General features: G+C 40.6%; 20 protein-coding genes and 1 pseudogene. 5 read left to right on the top strand and 16 right to left on the bottom strand.

Features of this window, described 5'->3' with window-relative positions:
- Nucleotides 1-100 precede the first annotated feature (100 nt).
- Both ACN6MV_RS01160 and ACN6MV_RS01155 read right to left on the bottom strand, forming a co-directional pair.
- Nucleotides 101-301 (bottom strand): cold-shock protein, encoded by a 201-nt coding sequence (locus tag ACN6MV_RS01160; protein ID WP_042123360.1) that lies wholly within the window; start codon nucleotides 299-301, stop codon nucleotides 101-103.
- A 253-nt stretch (nucleotides 302-554) separates the two neighbouring features.
- Nucleotides 555-1,442 (bottom strand): DMT family transporter, encoded by an 888-nt coding sequence (locus tag ACN6MV_RS01155; protein ID WP_419885544.1) that lies wholly within the window; start codon nucleotides 1,440-1,442, stop codon nucleotides 555-557.
- Between the two features lie 366 nt (nucleotides 1,443-1,808).
- Between ACN6MV_RS01155 and ACN6MV_RS01150 the strand changes: the two genes are divergently transcribed.
- Nucleotides 1,809-2,147, top strand: coding sequence for a hypothetical protein (locus ACN6MV_RS01150; protein WP_042123357.1), 339 nt, complete (start codon nucleotides 1,809-1,811; stop codon nucleotides 2,145-2,147).
- A gap of 66 nt (nucleotides 2,148-2,213) precedes the next feature.
- Here ACN6MV_RS01150 and ACN6MV_RS01145 read toward each other — a convergent pair whose 3' ends face one another.
- The 4 genes from ACN6MV_RS01145 to ACN6MV_RS01130 form a co-directional block, all read right to left on the bottom strand.
- Nucleotides 2,214-4,034 (bottom strand): cyclic nucleotide-binding domain-containing protein, encoded by a 1,821-nt coding sequence (locus tag ACN6MV_RS01145; RefSeq protein ID WP_419885543.1) that lies wholly within the window; start codon nucleotides 4,032-4,034, stop codon nucleotides 2,214-2,216.
- A 12-nt stretch (nucleotides 4,035-4,046) separates the two neighbouring features.
- Nucleotides 4,047-4,673: a hypothetical protein gene (locus ACN6MV_RS01140; RefSeq protein WP_042123355.1), complete on the bottom strand. Its 627-nt coding sequence runs from the start codon at nucleotides 4,671-4,673 to the stop codon at nucleotides 4,047-4,049.
- A 114-nt stretch (nucleotides 4,674-4,787) separates the two neighbouring features.
- Nucleotides 4,788-5,471, bottom strand: a complete 684-nt coding sequence (locus ACN6MV_RS01135; RefSeq protein ID WP_042123352.1) for a Crp/Fnr family transcriptional regulator — start codon at nucleotides 5,469-5,471, stop codon at nucleotides 4,788-4,790.
- A 234-nt stretch (nucleotides 5,472-5,705) separates the two neighbouring features.
- Nucleotides 5,706-6,632 (bottom strand): alpha/beta hydrolase, encoded by a 927-nt coding sequence (locus tag ACN6MV_RS01130; RefSeq protein WP_042123350.1) that lies wholly within the window; start codon nucleotides 6,630-6,632, stop codon nucleotides 5,706-5,708.
- A 117-nt stretch (nucleotides 6,633-6,749) separates the two neighbouring features.
- Between ACN6MV_RS01130 and ACN6MV_RS01125 the strand changes: the two are divergent.
- Nucleotides 6,750-7,085, top strand: a pseudogene (locus ACN6MV_RS01125) (jacalin-like lectin); the annotation flags it as partial.
- A gap of 112 nt (nucleotides 7,086-7,197) precedes the next feature.
- On the top strand, nucleotides 7,198-7,374 hold the full coding sequence (locus tag ACN6MV_RS01120) for a hypothetical protein (protein WP_170880194.1): 177 nt from the start codon (nucleotides 7,198-7,200) through the stop codon (nucleotides 7,372-7,374).
- 78 nt (nucleotides 7,375-7,452) lie between these two features.
- On the opposite strand, the gene ACN6MV_RS01115 is transcribed toward ACN6MV_RS01120, so the two are convergent.
- From ACN6MV_RS01115 to ACN6MV_RS01085, 7 genes are all read right to left on the bottom strand, one after another.
- Nucleotides 7,453-9,687 carry a carbohydrate-binding domain-containing protein gene (locus ACN6MV_RS01115; protein ID WP_419885542.1) on the bottom strand — a complete coding sequence of 745 codons (2,235 nt, stop codon included), beginning with the start codon at nucleotides 9,685-9,687 and terminating at the stop codon, nucleotides 7,453-7,455.
- Between the two features lie 215 nt (nucleotides 9,688-9,902).
- On the bottom strand, nucleotides 9,903-11,156 hold the full coding sequence (locus tag ACN6MV_RS01110) for a mechanosensitive ion channel family protein (protein ID WP_042123344.1): 1,254 nt from the start codon (nucleotides 11,154-11,156) through the stop codon (nucleotides 9,903-9,905).
- A gap of 341 nt (nucleotides 11,157-11,497) precedes the next feature.
- Nucleotides 11,498-13,954, bottom strand: a complete 2,457-nt coding sequence (locus ACN6MV_RS01105) for a pectate lyase (RefSeq protein WP_419885541.1) — start codon at nucleotides 13,952-13,954, stop codon at nucleotides 11,498-11,500.
- Between the two features lie 370 nt (nucleotides 13,955-14,324).
- Entirely contained in the window at nucleotides 14,325-15,641 is a 1,317-nt protein-coding gene (locus tag ACN6MV_RS01100; protein WP_419885540.1) for an NAD(P)/FAD-dependent oxidoreductase, read from the bottom strand.
- Nucleotides 15,642-15,672: 31 nt separating this feature from the next.
- Nucleotides 15,673-16,980, bottom strand: coding sequence for an aminoacetone oxidase family FAD-binding enzyme (locus tag ACN6MV_RS01095; RefSeq protein ID WP_419885539.1), 1,308 nt, complete (start codon nucleotides 16,978-16,980; stop codon nucleotides 15,673-15,675).
- Nucleotides 16,981-17,507: 527 nt separating this feature from the next.
- Entirely contained in the window at nucleotides 17,508-17,873 is a 366-nt protein-coding gene (locus ACN6MV_RS01090) for a hypothetical protein (protein WP_042123340.1), read from the bottom strand.
- 324 nt (nucleotides 17,874-18,197) lie between these two features.
- Entirely contained in the window at nucleotides 18,198-19,196 is a 999-nt protein-coding gene (locus tag ACN6MV_RS01085) for a ParB N-terminal domain-containing protein (protein WP_419885538.1), read from the bottom strand.
- A 205-nt stretch (nucleotides 19,197-19,401) separates the two neighbouring features.
- On the opposite strand from ACN6MV_RS01085, the gene ACN6MV_RS01080 reads away from it, so the two are divergent.
- Together ACN6MV_RS01080 and ACN6MV_RS01075 are read left to right on the top strand one after the other, a co-directional pair.
- Nucleotides 19,402-19,629, top strand: a complete 228-nt coding sequence (locus ACN6MV_RS01080) for an HTH-like domain-containing protein (protein WP_419885537.1) — start codon at nucleotides 19,402-19,404, stop codon at nucleotides 19,627-19,629.
- 240 nt (nucleotides 19,630-19,869) lie between these two features.
- Entirely contained in the window at nucleotides 19,870-21,969 is a 2,100-nt protein-coding gene (locus tag ACN6MV_RS01075; protein ID WP_419885536.1) for an ATP-dependent nuclease, read from the top strand.
- A gap of 172 nt (nucleotides 21,970-22,141) precedes the next feature.
- Here ACN6MV_RS01075 and ACN6MV_RS01070 read toward each other — a convergent pair whose 3' ends face one another.
- From ACN6MV_RS01070 to ACN6MV_RS01060, 3 genes are all read right to left on the bottom strand, one after another.
- On the bottom strand, nucleotides 22,142-22,756 hold the full coding sequence (locus tag ACN6MV_RS01070; protein ID WP_419885535.1) for a hypothetical protein: 615 nt from the start codon (nucleotides 22,754-22,756) through the stop codon (nucleotides 22,142-22,144).
- A gap of 267 nt (nucleotides 22,757-23,023) precedes the next feature.
- A complete protein-coding gene (locus ACN6MV_RS01065) occupies nucleotides 23,024-23,383 on the bottom strand; it encodes a hypothetical protein (protein WP_419885534.1) in 360 nt (119 codons plus the stop codon).
- Between the two features lie 257 nt (nucleotides 23,384-23,640).
- Nucleotides 23,641-24,105: a hypothetical protein gene (locus ACN6MV_RS01060; protein ID WP_419885533.1), complete on the bottom strand. Its 465-nt coding sequence runs from the start codon at nucleotides 24,103-24,105 to the stop codon at nucleotides 23,641-23,643.
- Nucleotides 24,106-24,135 lie beyond the last annotated feature (30 nt).

Below are 24,135 nucleotides of genomic sequence, written 5' to 3'. Positions count from 1 at the left end.
CTTCAGAACATCAAAAGATTCAGGATATCAGCCCGTTCTTTATCCCCTGAAAAAAAATAAAAAAGCCCCAAACATATTGTTTGGGGCTTCGAGCTCTATATTAGAGTTTTACGACATTCTCAGCTTGTGCTCCGCGATTGCCTTGTACGATATTAAATTCAACACGTTGACCTTCGTCCAAAGATTTAAAACCGTCTCCAGTGATTGCGCTGAAATGTACGAATACATCACTACCGCCCTCAACTTCGATAAATCCAAATCCTTTTTCTGCGTTAAACCATTTCACTGTGCCTGTTTCCATACTAATTACCACCTAATTTTAATTTACATGACATTCTTATCTCTAAAAATAAAAAATACACATATGGTACAAGGTTATTAATTCAAGAACAACCCTCTACACTATGTGTATTTATTAGGACGCTACTTCAATAAATTTATTATAACATATCTAAGTCTATTAAGATACTAATTCACAAGTATATGAATAAATTGGTGAAAATAAGGGCTGTAACCCGGAGAATTAATGAGTCTCCGAGTCTCTCCCCCTCAGGCTATTCCACCGGGTTTAATATCGCACTTTTTCGTTGATACGTAGATAACATAACTCCTGTCAGAATGAACAATGACCCTAACACTTCCACACCTGTGATGGGTTTGTACAGTAATATTAATCCCATAATCATGGCTACAAAAGGCTCTAAATTAGATAATACAGACGCTTTTGAAGCATTAACATGTCGAATATTGTTATTCCAAATCAGAGTGGCTATGCCATGTACAACAATGGCGGTTCCAATCAGCAGAGCCCAATCCGTAATATTCGAGCTCATTCGTATAGGTGTATCTAGCGAGAAGGCAAAAGGGATCGATAATATAAAACCCACCAGATTTGAATATAAAGTAATCGTGAGTGGATCTATTCTTTGCGAGAGTACCCTAGTCATAATAATCATAATTGCGAATGTTATCATCGTCACAACAATCCACAGTAGTCCTTTGTCAAAATGTAACGAGGATGATCCACCTTTTACAACGACAAAATAAATGCCTATGATCGCTAGAATGGACCCTATGAGCATACGAATCGTTAATTTTTCTTTTAAAAAAACAGCGGCTAACAAGCCCGTTAAAATAGGAGTCATAGCTAAAATAATTGCAGATGTCGTTGGATCAGCCGTTTGCAGCCCTTTAAAAAAGGACCATTGATTAATAAACACACCAATAACACCTAAAGATAAAATTAGTAGGACATCCGATTTACCCACCAGCTTAAAACTCTTTTTGTAAGCTGTTATTCCAACTAGACATAACACTATAAATAAAAGTCTCAGTGATGTTAACAGACCGGGGGAGAAGTCCTGAACTAAGATCTTTCCAAACACAAAGTTGCTACCCCATACGACTACACAAAAAGTGAGCCAACCATAAGCTTTCAGCATTTAAATCACCTTTCAATAATACCGACTACACAGCTTTCATAACAGCCTTACGCCAAAAAAAATAGACCCCACCCATCGTAAGATACGGGGTCTATTGTACTGTTGGTTAGTAAGCATCGGTTCTTCTTTGTGTCTATTATAACCTCCATGGGTTATTCATGCGCTTAATTTATAAAGGGAATAATATCCACATGGCATTGTAAGCCACTGTTCATTCTTGCAATGAGCTGTCTTCTCGTTTAACACATAATCCAGAAAACATTTCATCCCCCGCGAAACATAGTAAAGAATCTTCGAAACGCCCATTCACTTTTCTCCGCTTCTACATACAATGTTTTAGCCCATCCATTAAGGAGTGACAAGATTATGTCATTTTTACCACCTCCAAGTTTCCCAGGATTCCCAGGGCAACCGGGACAGGCGGGACAGCCAGGCCCCGGGCAACCAGGACTCACAGCACCCAGCTCACCTCCCCCAGAATTCATCCCTCAGCAATCTGCGGTTTCGCCCCTTGCTGTCGACCCGGGAGCAATTGCTGGCTGTTTGTTTCGGAATACGTACATTTGGCTTGTCAATAGAAATCAATTCTGGTTTTACCCGGTTTTCGTAGGACGTACCTCGGTTGCTGGATTTCAGTGGAACGGAAGGTTCTGGGTGTATACAGGATTGAGCTTGGAGTCCATCCAATCCTTTACATGTTTCTAAATGAGCACGCAAACAAGCTCCGTTCCACTAGGAACGGAGCTTGTAGCTCTACGTCAAAGTTAATTATCATTTCACCCTTAATGCCTGGCCACAGCGTGCACAGTAGCGAGTACCTTGAGGAGACATTGACCCGCAGCCTTCACAAAAAAGCTCCTGCGTCTTAGGCTTCACTTGATCGTCATGCCTTATCGCCTCATGCGTGGTTGGATTTAACATATTCAATGCATGGAACTCCTCTCTTCTTCCCCTACGAATGAGTGAGAACAATAAATAGAGACCCACAAACCCGACTAAGGCCATAGCACCCGCCTTCATCAGACCCGATTCAAAGTGATAATTCCATAATGCATGCATCACGACTGCTGCCAAAAACATCTCCATTGCACGTCGCCCTTTCGTCCACGGCTTACTGTCACCCAAGCTCGAGTTCTTATGCATGCTGCTTGCATACCAGATACCCACAGTTGCGATCGCAGTCCATGTTCCATGACCGAAGGGAGATAATAATGCTCTCATCCATAGAACGGCGAGCATTCCAAGTGAAGAGGCATCATCAATATGTACCCATCCATAAATAATACTTTCCACTGCAGCAAATCCCATTCCTGCTGCGGCACCAAACACCACTGCATCCATCAGAAAATGGATTTTTCGCGTCCGAACGAGCATCACACAGACTAATAATTTTGCAGTTTCTTCAATTAGAGCTACAGACAACGGTACGTAAAGCTGCGAAAAGTCGGAGGAATTTGCTTTTACTTCAAAAAGCCAAATCCGCTCTAAATACCAAGCCAGAGGGATAGCAACAATCGCCGTGGACACAAAAACTAAACCAAGCCTCCTCTGGCGAAAGCCTATTAACTGCTGACTTCTCATAAAAGCTACGAATGCTACAGGACCCACAACACCTCCAACAATTAAAGCGGCGATCTTCCACCATTGGCTATGAAGGAATAGTGCCAAGAAGGATAAGACAAGGAATCCACCTACCAGCCAGAGTAATTGCTCCATCCACTTGTCTTTGGCCTTAGGTAGCGATTTATTATCCTCTACAATAGACTCCCCGCCGAAGGCGATAGTAACTTTCTCCAACATATGGGGTGTTCGTATATTTAGAACCTCTATGAGTTGTTGACGAACCGGAGCATAATAGTCAAGTATAGTTAAGAATTCTAACTTACCCATGATCAGTAATTCACTATCTTCTACCGCGATCAACGTGTGCGAGGAAACCGTGTCCGTTAGTAACTCTGTCTCTCCATAAAAATCCCCTTCTCGAAGAATAGTCTTACGCCGCTTTCGGCTGCAAAGCTCGATGCTTCCGCTGCTAATCATGAGAAATTGATCAACATCCGTACCTTCCGCGATAATCTCTTCGCCCTTCGTTACTTTCTTAATCGTTGTAATCTCTGCAAGACCCCGAAGTTCAGCATCAGGTATGACCGACCAGATTGTCGCTTTGCGAAGCATACTATGGATCATTCGAATCCGTATGTTCACAAGCACACTCTCATAAAATAGCGGACTCAGGCTGGCCAAATATTCAAACGAGGAACGGTCCAGACGCAACGCCTTTACTGGTCCGATTGCCGTAACACTAGCTGATCTTTGTACGTTCCGAATAAGACCGATCTCTCCTACTAACTCTCCCGGTCCAAGTTCAGCTAAGAGCAGCGCCTTTCCAACTAAGTTCACCGAGGTGACTTGCACTTTCCCTTGCCATATAATGAAACAGTCCTTAGAGGTGGACTCTTCCATAAGAAGTCGTTGTCCATCCTCTAAAGACATAAGTTTTATAGCGTTAATTACATTTCGTAGCTCATCATCAGGAATACCTCGTAATAACGGATGATCACGTAGAAAATCGACTGCAGCACTAGGTATCATAGTTTTAATTCATCACCGCATATTTCCTATAATACTATTTCTTGAATCTTCCATTTTTTTAACAAAATTCGTCATTACATCGAAAGCTTCGTTCCGCTTATTGGATAAACTTTGCAGGCGCAGCATGTCCATTTGCTGACTATTACTTGCACTATCAATCTGTGACTTGATTTGTCCCAACAGACTCTCAAGCTCGCCTTTTGTTTGCGGTATAGCCATACTCATGGCAGTAAACATGGCACCCTTGTCATCTGCCAGATTCACAGCAGCGTTGGCCTCAGTACCTGAAGGAAGCTTCCCTAGCTCTTCATTGATAATTCCCAACAATTGATTCAGTTTTGAGATTGTTTCATTCTTGGCTTGTACGGATTCGATTTGGTCTTTCAACTGATTTTCTAACATACTTGCACGATTAGACTGTACAGCCATCAATGCTGTTTCAAGATCCATACCCTGAATATTAACCTGTGTCACACCACCCACTCCATTAACGCTGCCTACCGAATTTTGCGTGGCATTTCCATTCAGGGCATCCTTAACGGAGTTATAGACCGAATCGTTATATAACAAGACCCCGCCTACAATGATTCCCAGTACAAAAGTACCTGACATAGATAAAACCAATTTTTTAACACTCATTCCAGTTCCTCTTTTCATTTATTAATAGTCGTTCGTGTTCTTTGTTAATACTGTTATATCATTTAGGTTGATTAATGTTCTGTAACCCCAATTACAATTTTCAAATATCCAAATTTAAATTACGTCAAGTATATTTCTAAGTCTATCTATGTTACACACGAGTATCTTTCTCTGATCAATACGTATCAACTGCTCATCCTGTAATCCAAGCAATGATTTTGTCACGGTCTCTCGCGCCGTTCCTGTCATATCTGCCAGGTGTTGATGCGTTAGCTTCAAATCGATTAGAACACCTTCATCACTGGGCACGCCATGCTGTTCTGTTAGACGCAACAACACGCGAGCAATGCGCGTACGCACGTCAATAACAGTCAAGTCTGTTATTAATTTATTGGCATCACGTAGACGATCTAAGGCTGTTTCCAAAATGCCGATTAGTATTTCTGGGTTACTTTTTAATAGGGGAATGAAATCGCGTTTTTTCAGAATACATAAGGTGGACTTCTCAATGGTCCTTGCAGAAGCAGAGCGTGTTCTTTCATTTTGCAGCAAAGCCATCTCTCCAAAGAAGTCACCTTCTCTAAAAATAGAAAGGATCACATCCCTAGAGTGGTTATCTTGATAGATTTGAACAACTCCTGAGATCACCAGATAGAGTTCCTCTCCCTCTTCACCTTCAAAAAAGATGGACTCTCCTTTTATATAAGTACGCTCACTACATAGCTTGGCAATTTCAGCTAAATATTCATCATCAAGATGTTCGAAGAACGGGAAATCTCGTAACAGTTGTGGGTTCATCTTCAAGAGCTGCCTCCAGTGTAAATAGTTAATTCTTTTAGGATTGAGTAAGCCTCAACTCTAGCAATAGCTAAGCTTTAGGACCATCCTTTATTGTAATGCTTTTAAATTAAGATAAATAGTGACAGCAGTCATCAAATTATTATGACATTTTTACATTTTATGGATGATAAAATAAAAAAGAATCAAACGCGTGGATCATCGAAAAGATGCCCACGGCTTGATTCATTTTTTCTACTTGAAAGCTCCTCGTAAAGCCTCAATTCTTCGTGTTACACTCTGCTGCACAATTTCACTTTTTTCAGCTATATCATACCCATGAACGGTTCCCTTGGTGTGATACAATTCAACCTGAACCCCACTTTTTTGTAAAGCCTCTGCGTAATGAATTCCTTCGTCCCGCAAACAATCAAACTCTGTAATTTCAACATAGGCGTCAGGCAAGCCTTTTAATGATGTTGCTTCCATAGGAGATGCATATTCTCTCTTGCTAGCGGCTACTCCATTCTTGAGATACAATTCCCACATTTTCTTATTAAGTTTGGAGTTCCACAGTGGTGTGTCTGTAAACTCTTTAATGGATTCCGTAGTCTGTCTTGCATCTGTTACTGGATAAAGTAGCATTTGATAACAAATAAGAGGAGCTTGCCTATCGCGTGCCATTAAAGTCACTGCAGCAGCAAGTGCGCCACCCGCGCTATCTCCCCCAATTGCTATTCTACTCTTATCAATGCCTAAGGCGTCCGCATGATTGCAGACCCACTCGAATGCTGCATAACAATCCTCGACACCAAATGGAAAAGCGTATTTCGGGGCTAGTCTATAATCCACAAATACCACTATGCAAGGTGTTTTTGAAGCATACTCACAGACCCAATGGATATGAGCAGGTGCTGCTTTTAGGACAAATGCTCCTCCATGAATGTAAATAAGGCAAGGAGCATTCTTTGGAATACCATCAGGTTCAATTATCGTCAGCTCAACGCTTCCGTCTTTATAGCCTGAAATAACTTCTTTCGTTACATTCACGCCTTCAGTAGAGTTGAATTTTCTCGCACTTCTCGCTATGAGTTTATTCAAAATTGGCAATATCAAAGGATTTAAAGGGAGTTTTGTCTTCGCGTAGGGTTCAAAGTCGCTATGGATGTTGTATTTATCCACTGGATTCCTCCTCTAATTAGTACTCTTAATACATATTAGCAAATCATACTACTCAGTCTATGTATATAGAAGGCTTGAAGTAAAGCCGTATCCACAAGCAGTCCAACCTCCGTAACCTTAAAAGGAGCAAGCCGTCTAGATTCCATAGCTATGCAATACGCCGATGGAACCACGCTAGTGAATGGCGGCACAGGCGGTACAGCAGCAACGCTCACACTTAACAGCGGGCAGTTTATCACAAGCGCTGTGGTGTACAAAAACAGCTATAAAGGCAGCGATCGGATATTCTATCTTGAATTGACAACAAATCAAAACCGCAAAGTAGCCGCAGGGACAAAAAGCGGAACCTCTTACACTTTGTCTGCTCCTTCAGGTAGCTATATCGCAGGTTTCTTAGGTCGTGGTGGAGATAACTTAGACAAGCTGGGTTTGATTTTCAAGACATTACAGTAAAATAACATCCAAAATAATGGCATATAGAATGAAAATACATTACGAATAGCCACACAGTAGCCAGCACATAATAAAATTCACAACCATTAGGTAATCAAGGAGGAATTTTCAATTGAGTGCAAATCAACCAGACAAGAATCTGATCAACACCGTAAAAGAATTGGAAGCCACTCCCGTAAACAGCCTGGAAGCCCAACAGCAGCAACAAGCCCGTAATGATCGCCGCAAACAAGCTCAGCATGACAGCAATGGCAAATTCACGGAAAATGAAACCGGGAACTTTCATTAGACTCGTCAGCAATATTTTCTTTTCAAGATGAAAAAATAAAAAAGACACCTGAAAGGGTGTCTTTTTTATTACTCATATCTACAGCAGCTTGCTTAATATAGACGCAAGATCTGCGCGAGTCATTGTACCCGTAAGAGTATTTGGAAAAAGCTCGTCTACCGCAATATTTAATCCATTAAGTTCCACATATCTCGATATAACAGCTTTCATCTGCTCAGCAGTCAGGTTAGCATTGGGCATGAAATTTCCTTTTCCATCGCCAATAACAAGTCCATTTTCAACTGCCCAACCAACATACCCACTATACCAGCTATTTTTCACAACATCATTGAAGGCGTTGGATTCAGTCTGCTTTATATTAAGAAGTCTACCAAGAGTTGTAATCGCAGTTGCACGTGTTACTGGTGAATTTGGTGAAAATTGAGTAGAGCTCGTTCCAATCATAATTCCTTTTTCATACAAAGTCTTAATGGCATTATAAGACGCATCGTCTGACTTCACATCCGTGAAGGGTAGCATACCGATTGAAAATTGCCATTGTGATACCCCTGTGTAGGTTTCGTTAGAAGACACAACCGCAATGGTAAGACGGTATTGCCCATCCTCCTTAGGCATAATCTTAGAGTAATCATCCTTTAACTCAGAAAGAAGATACGTTTCAGAATAGTTCTCAGAAGGTACGTCCGTTACTGTTAGCTGAATATCACTTTCAGGAACATTTGCACTTGCTGTAACTCCCTTCAATACAACACTTTTACCAGAAGCTACACTTTGAATGCCGGCTCCGTCATTGACGGTAAAGGTAACTTTTGTTTTACCGCTATTATCAGTTGCCTCGGAAATACCTGAAAAGCTATGAATAGAGTCGGTTATTTTAAATACTGTAGAACCTTCACCGCTTACTGTTGTGTTTTGTCCGTCTGGATTAAAGCCACCTTCTGGTTTTCCTTGCATCCCATCAGGAATTGATGGAGGTGTACCTTCTGGTTTTTCTCCAGTAGTAGGACGCTCTCCTGTTGGAGGAGCAGCTTGGCCGTTGTCACCACTAGGACGATTACCACCAAAGCCTCCGCCACCCATCATACCAAATGAATTTCCTGTATATTGTTGCTGAACTCCATTAATGTACAGATGATATTCAGTATTGAGCTTAAGGTCAGCCGATGAGAAGGTTACGCTTTGAAAGTTCTTTTCCGCAGTATGGCTTAGTAATTCATTTCCTGCCGAATCTTTTAATGAAATTATACTTCCCTTCGCTTGTGTCGTAGCAAAAGAAAACTCCATAAACGGTTGCTTGGATGTAGAAGAGGTCGCATCATTACGCGTTCCTAGTGCAAGCACCGTACCACCATTAATGGTAATATCCTTATCTGCATCGATACCGCCGTCAGGACTACGGTCGTTAGCCATAGTAACAATAGTTCCTCCGTTAATCGTTAAGTAGCCATTGGAGTCAATCCCATCACCTTCTGCTCCTAGACCTGCATTCACATAAAGATATCCACCATTGATACTTGTAACCGATATTCCATCCTCATTCGTATTGATTCCATCATCCTGGGATTGAATATAAACCTTTCCACCATTGAGAGCCAAATGCAGCTCAGAATCGAGCCCTTCGTTAGCAGCAGTAATATGTAGCTCTCCTGTTCCTTTAGCTTCTCCAGAAATGTTCATGGACATTTTAGAATAGAAGGCTCCATCATACTTATGCAGTTTTTTCGTTGTGCCCTCTTTATAAATTCGTGCGACATAAGAGCCATTTACAGTGTTTACAGAGCCATCTGCTAAAATAACCTGTGCACCTGCATGACTAAGATCGACAATTCCTTTGGTGTCCTCTGTATTGGAGTACGGCTCATATACATTGTAGAAAATAACTGCCGGAGCAACTGTACTCGTAATATCTGCTCCATCTAGAATAAGTGTTACTACCGCTGTAGGGTCAGAAGCCGCATCCTTCCCAAGATCAATTGCAAGCTGTCCTTTAGATAACTTGCCTGTTACACGATAAACGCCCGGTTTTGTAATGGTCACAACTGTATGCTTAGCTGCTTCCTCCGCACTGTGTGTATCTGAATCTGTACCTTCTCCATAGCTACTGTCATGTCCGTCCTCATAATACACAATGCTAGCTCCCGTATATACAGCGGCCGATGAACTCGTTGACGCCTTCTGTCCATCAACGGTTACTGCTGAATCCGAAAGATTAATAACCGTTTCCTTCGTAGTTGTACTAGCAGAAGCAACCCCCACTACACTAGTCATTGTCAAGATGAAGACAAGCATAAGAGACATTGTACGCTTCAGCATACTATATCACTTCCTTTCGATAGATTTTATACACGATTAGTTTACATTTCTATTCTTAAACAAAGCTTATATTGAACTGAAAGTTAGCTGAAAATACAGTGATTGCATTGCTAGCAAATACAAAATACACCATCCTCATAAGGATGGTGTTCATAATGTTGGAGACCAAGGGGATTCGCTCTCCTTACAATCACTCAGTTTATCTCCGCTCCATCTCAATATTCCCGAGAAAATTGCGCGCTCTCTTTTAGATGGACGATATCATGGCCGGTTGGATTTTGGAAAGCACGAAGTCCAAATGTCGGCATAACCGCAAAAATGTGGTCGAAGATATCCGCTTGAACCGATTCATATACTCCCCAGTTAATATCATTACTGAAAGCATAAATTTCCAATGGCAGACCGTTATCTCCCGGTGCTAACTGTCTGACTATCAGTGTCATATCCTTATGAATTTTCGGATGATTTCTCAAATATTGATGGATATATTCTCTGAATACACCCACATTCGTAAGTTGTCTACCGTTGACCATACTATCTGTATTAATCTGATGTTCCAGGTTGTACGTGTTAATTTCATTCAGTCTTGTCGTGACATAATCGGTAAGGTATTGAATCTTCATAAATTCATCAATCAGCTCTTGGGAACAAAAGCTTATGCTGCTCGTATCGATATAAATGCTTCGCTTAATTCTTCTGCCACCAGATGCTTGCATACCTCTCCAATTCCTGAATGAGTCCGAGATAAGAGCGTAGCTCGGAATCATCGTGATTGTCTTATCGAAATTCATAACCTTTACTGTGTTTAATGTAATGTCGATCACATCACCATCCGCATTGTATTTAGGCATTTCAATCCAGTCACCGACACGCACCATATCATTCGATGATAATTGAACACCTGCAACAAGGCCTAATATGGAATCTTTAAAGATTAGCATTAGAACAGCCGATAAGGCACCAAGACCACTGAGAATAATTAAAGGATTCTGACCGATGAGGTTCGAGATCACCACGATACCACCGATGATGAATAGAACGATTTTTCCTACCTGAATGTATCCCTTAATGGGTCTAATCTTGGAAACCTCGAACGAACGATATATCGCATCAAGGGCATTGAGCAATGCATCAAACACCATGATAGTTACGATAATCATATACGTTAAAGCAAATTTTTCAATTATAGATTGGTAAGATGGGAAGATAGATGCCGAATAATAGATAATGATTGCTGGCATGAGATGCGACAGCTTATGGAATACTTTCTTCTCCAAAATGACATTGTCCCACGTATAACTATTGTTATTGATGATATGAATAATTGTCTTTAATACGATTTTTTTGGCTATAAAATTAACCATTATGGAGACCACAGCTATAAAAACAACCATGATCAAATTTGAGAGATACCCAATCATTTGTTCACTTATGCCATATCCGTCTAGATGATTTTTGATAAATTCCATTGTTTCCTCCTAAAGCAGTTTAGATCAGTCTATTATTATAAATTAGATTCTAGTACTACGCAAAATTCAAGTTACCATCAATAGGGTGATTTGGGGGAAGAGGGCTGAGCTATCTTTTCTCATATAGGGCTTCATGCGTCAGAGGCTCGGTTCATTTAACTGGGTTGGCTGAAAAAAACTATAGCTGGGCAAAAAGAGAGCCGAGTATATAAGAGAGACTGGAAGAGTTTGGACTAAAGCAAAAGACACCCCTAAGGGTGTCTTTACTTCATATGGAGCCGATGGAAATCGAATCCGTCTGAATAATATCGAAATATATATTAGTAAGGAATTAAAGCATCTTATTCTACATGCATGTAATACAGGTTCGTAGGACTATCCTTGGTAATGGTATGGGCACCGGGTGCAAGGAGTAAGCTGACAATACCATTGGTCATCGGGTAGCTTGTTCCATCGACCTTGATTTGAGTTCCGTCAGCTGTATTAAACACTAATGTTAGGGTTGAATCCTTAGTTGTCGTAAACCCAATGCTGGTTGGACTCTCAATTTTTAGACTTTGAGTGAGTGTTAGACCATTATATAGCACAGTCCCCTTATTAATTGAGAGATTCCCTTGAATATTGAAGAAGTCGCTAATTGTTCCATCGGTCGTAAAGTTATGAACATATGCTCTAGTTGTTGGAACCTGATCTAGTTGCATGTAATAAAGATTGGCAGGACTATCTTTCGTAATGGTATGTGCGCCTGCTGCTAGCGCTACGCTAACAATGCCATCTGTCATGGAATAACTTGTTCCATCAATCTTGATTTTGTTACCATCTGCTGAATTAAATACTAATGTCAAAGTTCCTTCATTAGAGGTGAACTCAATGTTAGTTGAACTCTCGATTTTTAAGCTTTGAGTTAGTGTCAATCCATTGTAGATCACAGTTCCTTTATTTGCTGAAAGGTTTCCTTGAATATTGAAAAAATCGCTTGTAATCCCATCAGTCGTAAAGTTATGGGCATACGCTCCCGTTGGCGGCACCGGAGTTGCTGTCGGTGTAGGTGTTACCGTCGGCTTCGGCGTCGCTGTTGGTGCTGGCGTTGCTGTTGGTGTCGGCTCTGTTGAGTTGGAGTTACCGCCTACAGATACAAGCCCAGTGGTGTAACTTCTTATTTTGGACATCAGAGCTGTATTAAGTGCAGACGATGTGTCATCCACTGAATTATTAAACTGCCATGTGAAGTCTCCGCCATTCAATCGTCCAGCCTCTGCCGTAACAATCTGTTCAACTGCGTTCACGTCATCAATGTCAGATACCTTCGCTCCCGTATCAACGATCGTATCGAAATTGTTATACGTTGTGCCGCCTTTTAGTGTTTTGTATGAACTTGGGACGGTTTCATTTCTCGACGATGCTAAGTAGGCATCAAATGAGGTTGCTTTTGCCGGAGCAGTTCCAGCATCAGAGTTCGCATAAATAAGACTCGCAGCATCAACAATACTATTGTTGTATGCTTTGATCATACCTCCATTTTCACCTGAGAATGTACCTTCTCCTAAAGCGTCAGTACCCTGTAAAGAACTCATCATTGGATATTTAGCATGTCTAAAAGCATTTGATTCTACAAAAGCTGAACCTCCTGTGGTTACACCGACACCATATTTGGAAACTCCGTCATAAAGGTTATTATAGATATGAACAGAGGCCACTCTGATACGCGGATGACGGGAATCCGAATGATCGAACCAGTTATGGTGGAAGCTAACAAAAAATTCAGTAGACTCGTTCAGACCCACTAGAGCAACTTTTCCGGAATCCCAATAGTGGTTGTAAGAGATGGTAACATATGTTGACCCCTTTTTAACGTCCGTGGAACCATCACCTTTAACTTGGTCCGCATCACTTCCTGCAGATCCATAGAAAATATCATTATTGTGCACCCACACATTCGCATTGCCTGTATCCATTGAAATGCCATCGTCAGGGAATAACATCACTCCTAGGTTTCTTACTTCCACGTTACCGACATATCTAAGAAGTATTCCCCAACCGTATGCATAAGCATCGTTGCCGATACCTTCAATCGTAATATTCATTTCCGAATAATTATTTTTACCTTTGACTTCAAGATATCCACTGCTGTTAAGTTGTCCACTCAGATCAGCAGCTGTAACTTTTCCAATCATTCGAATCGCTAGTGGCGTTTTATCATAACCTTTTTGTCTAAGTTTCAATATTTCACCAAGACCTACGCCTGTTTGTATAGCACCTGAGCTGTTGGCTTTCACACCAAGGGTTACGGTTTTAGCATTCTGAGAGGTTATGTACAGCACTTGTGCACCATTCTTGAGCGTTCCATCTTCATTATAAGCACCCGAACCAGTTCCATAGGGTGAGTTGGCCGAAAAAGAAAATCCAGATCGGTCAAATGACGTAACAGATAGCGGACTCGAAACCTCACTTACCACCCCACCGCCTGGCAGCGTAGCTTCAATCTTCATTACATAAGCTCCAGCAGCAAGTCCCACAGCATCCGCTCTCCAATAGGAAGCGTATTGTCGAATTAATTCATCATTAATTTGTTGATACTGGGAATCCGCTGCAGCTGCCTGTTTAACATATACCTTATAACCCGTCGCTTGACTTACAGGTGACCATTCCACATACGCAGTTTCATTCCAGCCCCCACTACCCGTAATCGAAAGACCCGCAGCATGTGCTATCGTATTTCCTAATCCACCTGTAATTAAAAATACTACAAGTGAAAACAACAAAACTACACTAGAAAGCTTTCCAATTTTATTCTTCATTTTTCCCTCCAAATTTGTATTAGTCTTAGATACCGATCACCTAGTAAAAAATACCAATTTAATTTATATATCAATCCCGTTATTCTATCGGTAATTATTGAAAGTGAATTTATATAGTTAATAAGAGTTGCATATATCTTCGTGTATATTTTATTTACAATGATGACAAATCCCTATTTCTCTAAGTTTACATGCTGTTTTTCAATAGGCAATATTTCCCAGTCAATAAAAAAAGACACCTATTAAGGTGTCTTCTACTTGTAATCCATATGGAGCAGAGGCAAAACCAAACCTCAATTAGTCACCGCATGTTCAATGCATGCAAGTATTTCACTGCAACGTACCAAGAGTCCGTAAACCATCTGTCTCCTTACGTGTTGCCATTACGTCGATCAGCAAGTGCCATCGCTGCGGCATAGCCGGAGCTCCAGGCCCATTGCAGGTTATAGCCGCCGCAATCTCCATCGACATCCATCACTTCACCTGCCAAATACAGTCCAGGAACTAACTTAGATTCCAACGTTCCTTCGGTTAGCTCCGTCGTATCGATGCCACCGGCTGTTGTTTGTGCATTAGTAAAGCTATTGGTATCGGTCACTTTAAATTCCCAACGCTTCAAGATTTTATAAAATATTTTTTTTGTTTTCCACGAAAGATCCTGACAAAGCAGGTGCAACTGTTGATCAATTCCAGCCTCCTTCAGCAGAACTGGAATCAGTTTCTTGCTGACGATACCTATAAGGGAATCGGCAACCGTCCGGTGTCCGAAGATCCCCCAGTGGATCTCCAGAAAATCAATTAACTCTTCCTCCGTGCGCTCCGGCATTAAATCAACCGACAATGTCACCGATTCTCCTATTCCGAGATTATACGCAGCCTTTCTGCTGAGCTGAAGTATGGGCGGGCCCGAGATACCATAGTCCGTAAAAAGAATCTCACCAGACTCAGTGCGGATAACTTCATTGTTTACGATAACCTGGGCCTCTCCCTCAAATTTGATGCCCGATAGTTCCTTCAAATACGGATAATCCAGCTTCAATTGTACAATGCCTGGCACCGGGTTGATCAGGGTGTGCCCCAGACGTTGGACAAGCGTATAACCGGAGCCGTCCGTTCCCGTTTTGGGAGCGGTAAGGCCGCCTGCACATAGAAAAAGATAGTCGCTGGTATACACAACCTGTTCCTCTGTCTCCGTCTGGCAGGTTATCGCGAACCGCGGATGTCCCGCCGAAACGGTAACATCCAACACTTTATGTTTATAATATACGGGAACATTCCGATCCTCCAGCGCCAGCTTAAATACACCCGGCACCGAAGCCGCCTGCAGCGACATCGGATACATCCGGCCATTCTCCAAGCTTATAAAAGGAAGCCCGAGCGAGGAGAAAAATTCGATCGTTTGGCGGACACCGAATTGCCGCAATACATGTATTGGAAATCCTTCCTGATTACTGTGATACTTGCGTGATAAAGCGGCCGCTTCATCCGTACCGGTGGCGGTGGATTGGTTCGTAATGTTGCAACGCCCGTTACCCGTCGTTATTATTTTCTTCCCAAGCCGGTCATTGCTTTCAATAATTGCTGTATCAATACCTTGATCCCTCGCTGTAACTGCAGCCATTAGACCTGCAGCACCCCCACCGATAATGAACAGCTCGTGGTGCTTAGAAGTCTGATCCTTATACATGTTAATTGATGCATCCCTTTTCCTAATAAATTTATTGAATTGACTTAGCTAGGGCCATGGCGGCCACATATCCGGAACTCCAGGCCCATTGCAGGTTATAGCCGCCGAAATCTCCGTCCACATCCATCACTTCGCCAGCCAAATACAGCCCAGGCACCAGCTTGGATTCCAGCGTTCCTTCGATGAGTTCCGACGTATCAATGCCGCCTGCTGTCACTTGCGCATTCGTAAAGCCATTGGTATCCGTCACTTTAAATTCCCAACGCTTCAAGACTCGATAAAATTTCCCCTTGGTTTTCATCGATAGATCCTGGCAAAGCAACTCTGGCTGTTGATCTAAGCCAGTCTCTTTTAGTAGGACAGAAACAAGCTTCTTATTGAAGATGCCAACAAGGCAATCCGCCACAGTCCGGTGTCCAAAGGTCTCCCAGAGCCTTTCTAAAAACTCAACTAACTCTTCCTCCGTGCGGCCCGGCATCAGATCAACCGACAATGTTACCTGTTCTCCTCTTGCAAGATGATACGCAGCCTTCCTGCTTAGCTGAAGAATTGGCGGGCCGGTAATACCATAATCCGTGAAGGCAATTTCACCCTGTTCACTGCAGATGACTTTACCGTTCACAATGATATGAGCTTGTCCCTGAGATTTGATAGTGGACAGTGCCCTCATATTCGGATATTGCAGCTTCAATTGCACAATGGCCGGTAAAGGCTTAATCAGGGTGTGTCCCAGACGTTCGGCAAGTGTATACCCAGGAGGTTCTTTTCCCGCATTTGGACCGGCAAGGCCACCCGCAGATATAAGTAGATAGTCGCTAGTATAAACAACCTCCTCCTCTGTCTCCGTTTGGCATTTTATCTTGAAGCGCGGATGATTCTTCGAAACAGTAACATCCAACACTTTGTTATTGAGGTACACCGGAACATTCCGATCCTCCAGCGCCAGCTGGAAAATATCCAGTACCGCTGCTGCCTGCAGCGACATCGGATACATCAAGCCCTCCTTCAATCTTGTAAGCGGAAGCCCGAGAAAGGAGAAAAAATCTATGGTCTGACGGATGCCAAATTGCTGCAATACCGCAAGTGGAAATCCGGCCTGATTACTGTGATACTTGCGCGATAAAGCGATTGCTTCATCTGTACCCGTTGCAGTGGATTCATTTGTAATGTTACAGCGGCCATCACCTGTCATTAATATCTTCTTTCCAATCCGGTCGTTACTCTCCAGAATGGCAGTATCGATACCCATATCACACGCAGTAACAGCGGCCATTAGTCCGGCAGCACCTGCGCCGATAATAAACAGCTTGTGGTGCATAGAAGTCTGATTCTCATACATGGTTGGTCATTGCATCCTTTATCCAATTTTCTAAAAGCACAGAAACACTTTATTAAATTATAGCATAAGTGTACTGGTTTTCATTTATATCTACTTATTAACTCATCCCATCCTATGTTTGCCTTTTTTATCCCTATATAGAACCTTAATTTTTTTTGGTCTTCACAACTTTCACAATTCTAAGACTGAATGAATAGCAATTCCAGAGCTGATCATCTTTAATTACGGGACAAGCACTTCTTCTACACTGCAATTTTAGTTCCATATACGAAAGATACTGGACCTAGCAAGATACTCAGTTTCTTTGAACCGTCATGCATAGTCCAGATCATACTCTGAAAACATAAAAAAGACACCCTTTAAGGTGTCTTCACTAATATTCCATATGGAGCCGAGAGAGTTAAACCCCTGTCCAAAGATAACGCCACATAAGCTTTTACGAGTGTAGTCACAGTTTTGAAGTCACCCTAGAAGCATTCTAACCAGCCAGAAGGTTTACATAAAGGTTTTTAATTTTTAAGAAGTTGCTAATTGCCTGCGGAATCAAGATACGCTTCAGCTTCTTCTATCGATTCGTACAAGTTTGCAATATCTTTAAACATACGATGCATTTGCGTTTTGTAGAACGCGGTAGGCGCAACATACACCCATTTGTGTTTTGTAGAGATCCCGGCTTTCACAGCATCTTCACCAGTTGGAGCAAGAATTGCCATCACTTCTTGCTTAAATACCAAGCCTCCAGTAATTACAGTCATACCTGTAAACCCTCGCTTAGTTTTCTTCAGTACTCTCGGAAATTGTTCCGCGTACGCAAGGGCATCCTCAACTTCCATACCGTCCGATGTTACAATAATTCTGTTTTTATTTTTAACATAATCAATAGTAAAACTCATGATAGTAATTCCTCCGAATGTTTTGCTTTTGATGCTTATTGCCATAATCTTATATCAGTTCGAGCCTTATAGATGTAATTTCGGAAAATGTGCCACTAATTATTAACTTCAAAGTGAATGATCTAATTTTAGATATAAACAGCATGTCTACAATAATGAACACATTTAGTTCCCCACAATTCCTTGTCTACATTCAGTATACAATTCAAACACTAAACAGCAAAAAACCCGCTATTTAGCGGGTTTTTCTTATGGAGCCGAGCCGTGGCGTGGTAAATCCACAATTCGACGGAGTCTGATGCTTAGGATGTTTGAAGTTGTTGCTTAAGAAAATCGGTTTCGGAATATATAACGATAGCCAGTATCGGTACTCTCACGTTGAATTTCTAGTTCCGATTCAAATGATGACTGATCAGATTTCTTATTATCCTTCCAAATCCAGAATACGGCCTTATTTATTTCACCTACAGCTTTTGCTAATTGCTTCTTTTGAAGTGGACTTACCAAAAGCACTAAATCAGGATGTAAATAGTCCGCAAGCTTTGCCATATTATTTAATATATTCGACATCCATGTATAAAACTTGTCTTGGTGTTCAGAGGGCTTCGTACGCATCAATTCACTAAGCACCACTAATTCAGCTTCCACTTTAGAAAATGTAGCTTGTTGCAAGGCTTCTTCTATGGCGCGTATTCTTTGATGTTCATTAAGTCGTCCATAAACGCTACTATTAACAAGCCTCTTCACAGCCTTAGCATGGTTGCCTGTTAGTTTTCTCAATAGTAAGCTTTTGTACAACCTTTGCTTAAAATCCATATCAATATTAAGTGCATATATCACTTCAAGCATATCTTGGCTGCCTCCAACTTTTGCAACTTCCTCCCTTACAATCTCTGGAACCTCACTTCCAGGTTTGTACTTCCTAATTCTCCTCTTATCTCTTTTTAGTTCTTTTGCAAGTTCGCCATCAGACATGCCACTCTCTCTCAATATGTCCTCAATCAGAATTTGAAAATCCACACCCGGCATAGGTTTTATATCGAGATGCATTTGAAGTCGCTCTTTATTTCGTTCTAAACGCGAAGTAAGCTCTCTCACTACTTTTACCTCAATTGGCTCATTAATCCGAGCATTCTTCCATGCCTCTAAGCGTCGATCTCCGTTAATCAGATAATAATTATTGTTTTCATCAGGGCCTTCTACATCAATTGGCACTTTTAATCCTCGATGTCTGATATCCTGTTCAAGTGAAATTGTATCTAGATTAATCCGTCTTCTAATATCAATAAGTATGTTTTTAACAGGTAACAACAATTCCGCCACCGCCCTTTTACCTTCCTTTTATTAAAGACTATGTTTGGCGGAAATTGTCCTATGTCATTAAATCGCCGCCAAAAGCGTCTTAAACGACACAAATTGGTGCTACCTTCACAATTACAAAATAACAAAGCAAACTCGGTGCAGGAACTAACTATGTCCCCATAGAAATAGACTTAATCAAATCATTAATAGAAAGGGGGTCTTCCATTTGAATGTTCAGGAGTTGGGAAAGATTCTTGGTGACATGTATAATAAGGCACCTCACGGAAAACAAGTTGCAAAAATTCATTTATTCGGCGTTAAATATGCGGATGTCATACAAAGAAACCACTACAGTGTTAAGGACATTGTAGCAGCTTCTGGTATCAACAGTTCATACGCAACAGAAGTTAGCAAAGGAATCAAACTATCAGAATATGTTATTCCGCGAGATTAATGAATTGGCATGAAGAACTCTTGTCCACTTTAACCATTGTGGTTTTATATGAACAAGGGTTCATTTTTCCGAAACGTGGCTGTGTAAAACAACAATTCTCCGCCACGTAATAATTAAGATAGCTGAGATGTTGCTTGGCACTTATCCTTTCTACAAGCATTTCACTTCTCGTTTACGTCATAGTATAATAGCCTGATTCAATGTTATTCTAATTATATTAGAAATAGTGGGGGCTATTAAATGAAATTAGTTCGTTATAGAGTTCAAGAATTTAGGTCGGTAAGAGACAGTGGTTGGATTGAATGCGATGATGTTACAACACTAGTCGGTGTTAATGAAGCTGGAAAATCGAATTTACTTACTGCTCTTTGGAAACTTAACCCTGTTAAGGGAGGAAAGATTGATCTACTTGCTGACCTCCCTAGAAAACGATATTCAGAATTAAGAGACAAAGAAAAGAAGCCTGTATTTATAAAAACTGAATTTGAACTTCCCCACAAACTAACACAGGACCTTGTTAAAATTACTGGTGCCGAATACGACGATGTTAGAATCGCCTCAATTGAAAGGGATTTTAACGGTAAATATTTTATCGGCTTTCCTTATTCTAAGGGTAAAACATCAATTATTGCCCCGAGTTTAAGCAAAATTATCGTAAATGCAATTAATCTAATAGGTCCCTTAGAGGAAGTCGGTAAGACTGAGGAGGGTATAAAAGAAGAGACTCTTCAACTTCTTGCTGCATCCCTTGAAATTATCGGTGAGAAAGAAGAACTGCTTTTATCTGACATTAATGCAATTACTGATTGTTTATATCTCAATTCAAAAGAAATGAAAACCTCAGTTATACGACCGATTTTTAATGATACATTGAAATCAGTTCAAGAATTTAAAACCACTTTAGAAAGACCTACCCCATCAAGTATTGAGGCAGCCAGAAAGTTAGTTTTAAGCGAACTCCCATCATTTGTATACTACTCAAACTATGGCAATTTAGATTCCGAAATTTACTTACCTCATGTAATTGAAAATTTAAAACGCTCTGATCTATCCGGTAGTATTGAAGCGAAAGTCAGAACCTTACGTGTATTATTTGAATTTGTTGGACTTGATCCTCAAGAAATTCTTGAACTTGGTAAAGACCCTGAGCCAATAAGAGATCCATACGGTAATATTACCCAAGAGCCAACCATGGAGGAAATAAATAAAGCCGCTCAAAATAAAACTGAAAGAGACGTTCTCCTTCAATCGGCTTCCGCTAGCTTAACTTCTAAATTTAGAGATTGGTGGAAGCAAGGAAATTACCGCTTCGATTTCCATGCTGATGGCAAGCATTTTCGTATATGGGTATCAGATGAAATTAGACCAGAGCAGGTCGAATTAGAGGGTAGAAGCACAGGGTTACAGTGGTTTTTGAGTTTCTATCTAATATTCCTTGTAGAAAGTCAAGAGTCTCATAAAGGGGCAATACTACTACTAGATGAAGCAGGACTCTCTTTACATCCGTTAGCTCAACGCGATTTATCTAAGTTCTTTGAAAGTCTTTCAATTACAAATCAGATTATTAACACTACACATTCTCCATTTCTGGTAGACACGAGTCATGTTGATCGTGTAAAAGTAGTTTACGTTGATGACGAAGGGTACACAGTTGCTTCTGAAGATCTTAGAGCAGCTGAGGATAAATCTCAAGCAAGATCAGTTTATGCCATCCATGCCGCACTTGGACTTAGTATTTCTGATACCTTGTTACAAGGATGCAAGCCAATAATTGTTGAGGGTCCATCTGATCAGTTCTATCTAAGTGCAATTAAAAATTTCTTGATTAGCGAACAACTAATAGCTCCAAAAGAAGAAATTGTGTTTGTACCGTCGGGTGGAGTTCGGGGAGTTGAGGGTATCGCAAGTTTACTCTCAGGTAAATCAGATGATTTACCCTTTGTATTACTAGATTCTGATAAACCAGGAAGAGATTTTAAAAATAAGTTGGAACAACGTCTCTACAAGGATGCTCCCGACAAGATTATTGAAGTGTTTGATATTACTAAAATTGAAAATAGCGAGATAGAGGACCTTATTCCTTTTGACATGATTAGACCCGGAATAGTACGACTTTTCCGTGAAGTTGAGTCTGAGGAGTTTGAAGACGTCTATGTCACTGGAAACTCATTAATTAACCAAATTCAAGATTTTGCAAATAAGCACAGTATTCAATTACATGTAGGTTGGAAAGTTGATTTAGCACGCTTGGCAAAACAACGCCTGCTTTTACAGCGCTCAAAAATTATTGATGACACTACCAAAAATTTATGGCGAAGTCTTTTTATGAAGTTCGTATAACATTCATACAAAATGAGCTCTGTCCAAGATATTTAGACAGAGCTCATTTTGTGGTTTTATATGGATGAGGGTTTAGATAAGCGAACCGTAGCTATGCAAAACCACAATTCGCCGGAGTGTGATGATTCATATGTTTGGGGCGTTACCTGACGTTTGAACGCAGCATCATACTTTAACCACTCCACTCATAGGTATAATAACCTTTTTCATCACGAGTTATAGTAACCTTGCTAGTTTTCTTATACTCATGCATTTTTGCTATTCTAATAGAGTCACTTAAATAAATGTCAATTTCCATAAAAGAACTCTGATCTACAGAAATCACAACTTTTTGAACATTTTCTAACTCGATTTCGAGGTCCTTATGTTGATTTATAAGTCGCTTAATAGTCAAATTCCCTTTATGGAGATAGTAGGTTTCAGTTTGGGTCTTATCGGGAAGTCTCTTTCTTTGCCGAACACCTACTTTTTCAAATACTAATTCTCCGTCTAAATCCTCTTGGATATACCTTAGTAAATTATCCACCTTTTCTAAGTCGCATCTTTTACCGAGCGACAACTCATTATTCAAATCTTGAATAGTATCTTTGGTATCATTCAACATAAAAAAATTTTGATAATATTCATTATCATTTAGTTCATCTCTAACTTCCACAAGATCATTAAGTAGTTGTGTAGGTATTTCATTTGTAGGCTGGTTTAAACCCAAAAAAACCAAAATATTTCCCTTAATTTTGTCAATAGCTATTGATAAACGAATATCTGGTGTTTGATCTAAGACAGCCATATGTACACATTCCTTTACATTTAGTGGTTTTGTCAAAAGAGATTACACGCAACAGTGTTATTGCGCGACTACTAACTTACCGTAATAATAAACTAATTAACGTACGATTTGAGGTCGTGTAGAACCCCTTTCCATCATTAACCATTGTGCTTTTGCATGGACAAGGGTTCATAAATACGAACCGTGGCCATGCAAACCACAATTCGCCGGAGTGTGATGATCCTGACGTTTAGCTAGGCAGTCCAGAGTGTTTTGCTTCACAGTCAATCAAACGATAATGTTTAATAATCCTGTATTCTGGTCGAACTCCATAACAGAAACATTATCAAGCAAATGCCGATAAGTTCTTACATAGTACGCAGCAAGCGTTTCATTTCTGATAAGGTGTCTATCGACATTGATCACCAATACTTTTTGGGTGTTCATTGGAGCATGTTGTAAATAGAATACAGCCTCATTAAGTACCGACATCTTTGCGCTCGGAACATTGTTGCCCGAAGTCCAAGTGTAGTTTTTGGTTTCAACAATAATTCCACCGTCATCGGAAACCAAATCAAACTTGTGATCTTTAGCTGGTTTTCCAATGGGATAGGCTACCTCCAAGTTAAATGTCTTTCCGAAATGCAAAGTTAACGCTCCCTGGACTAAAAGTTGAAATGATTTCCCCTTTCCTGGGTTCAAGTTATTCGTCATAATTTCACGCCCTCAGTGATGATTTTATCTAGCGAATTCTTTATGTTCAATAGAATGTCGAACCCCTGTCCAGCTCATTTAGTTGTGGTTTTATAAGGACAAGGGTTCTAACAACTGAGCCGTGGCTTAGCAAATCCACAATTCGTCGCCGTGTGATGATTAGAATATTTGGTCAGGTAGCCTAATTCAACTCATTTGTTTTTATTCGTTTCCCATGTGTTCACAAGTAATTCCAAGAACTCTGTAGCGATTTTAATTGAAGAATACGCATCCTCTTTGACCATTTCAGAGTTCATGTCCTTACTAGGTATAGGGACATGGGCATATGATTTTCTAGATATAACTTCCATTTCCTGGCGTAACAAATCAAATCGTTGTTCTGGTATAAACTTCGTTTCTTTTGCGATCTTCAGAATCTCAGGAAATTGTTTAAATCCCCTTCCAATATCACATCGATGCCTTATAACCTGTTCCACAAATGCTTGTGTAAGCAGTATTGTCGAAACAAACCTGCCATCTAAAAAATTCAAACGCGCTTCTTCAAACGTTTCATACGTTAGTGGATATGCTGACCAGAAGATAAACTGCTTATTTGAACCATAAAGGGCATCAAGGTATTCCTGTCGTTCTAGTCGCTCATTATCTAACATGTTCATAATCATCTTCCTCCAATATACTTTAGTTAA

Source organism: Paenibacillus sp. B-A-8, from assembly GCF_048572915.1.
Taxonomy (GTDB): Bacteria; Bacillota; Bacilli; order Paenibacillales; family Paenibacillaceae; genus Paenibacillus_AQ.
The sequence above is the reverse complement of the archived record's forward strand: the minus strand, read 5'-3'. Positions and strand labels throughout refer to the sequence as shown.

Coding starts and splice junctions, on each gene's coding strand:
- ACN6MV_RS01115 (WP_419885542.1), bottom strand. CDS start 9,687: ATGCTGAAGCGTACAATGTCTCTTATGCTTGTCTTCATCTTGACAATG.
- ACN6MV_RS01105 (WP_419885541.1), bottom strand. CDS start 13,954: ATGAAGAATAAAATTGGAAAGCTTTCTAGTGTAGTTTTGTTGTTTTCA.
- ACN6MV_RS01090 (WP_042123340.1), bottom strand. CDS start 17,873: ATGAGTTTTACTATTGATTATGTTAAAAATAAAAACAGAATTATTGTA.
- ACN6MV_RS01145 (WP_419885543.1), bottom strand. CDS start 4,034: ATGATACCTAGTGCTGCAGTCGATTTTCTACGTGATCATCCGTTATTA.
- ACN6MV_RS01140 (WP_042123355.1), bottom strand. CDS start 4,673: ATGAGTGTTAAAAAATTGGTTTTATCTATGTCAGGTACTTTTGTACTG.
- ACN6MV_RS01075 (WP_419885536.1), top strand. CDS start 19,870: ATGAAATTAGTTCGTTATAGAGTTCAAGAATTTAGGTCGGTAAGAGAC.
- ACN6MV_RS01150 (WP_042123357.1), top strand. CDS start 1,809: ATGTCATTTTTACCACCTCCAAGTTTCCCAGGATTCCCAGGGCAACCG.
- ACN6MV_RS01160 (WP_042123360.1), bottom strand. CDS start 301: ATGGAAACAGGCACAGTGAAATGGTTTAACGCAGAAAAAGGATTTGGA.
- ACN6MV_RS01060 (WP_419885533.1), bottom strand. CDS start 24,105: ATGAACATGTTAGATAATGAGCGACTAGAACGACAGGAATACCTTGAT.
- ACN6MV_RS01110 (WP_042123344.1), bottom strand. CDS start 11,156: ATGGAATTTATCAAAAATCATCTAGACGGATATGGCATAAGTGAACAA.
- ACN6MV_RS01155 (WP_419885544.1), bottom strand. CDS start 1,442: ATGCTGAAAGCTTATGGTTGGCTCACTTTTTGTGTAGTCGTATGGGGT.
- ACN6MV_RS01100 (WP_419885540.1), bottom strand. CDS start 15,641: ATGTATAAGGATCAGACTTCTAAGCACCACGAGCTGTTCATTATCGGT.
- ACN6MV_RS01135 (WP_042123352.1), bottom strand. CDS start 5,471: ATGAACCCACAACTGTTACGAGATTTCCCGTTCTTCGAACATCTTGAT.
- ACN6MV_RS01070 (WP_419885535.1), bottom strand. CDS start 22,756: ATGGCTGTCTTAGATCAAACACCAGATATTCGTTTATCAATAGCTATT.
- ACN6MV_RS01095 (WP_419885539.1), bottom strand. CDS start 16,980: ATGTATGAGAATCAGACTTCTATGCACCACAAGCTGTTTATTATCGGC.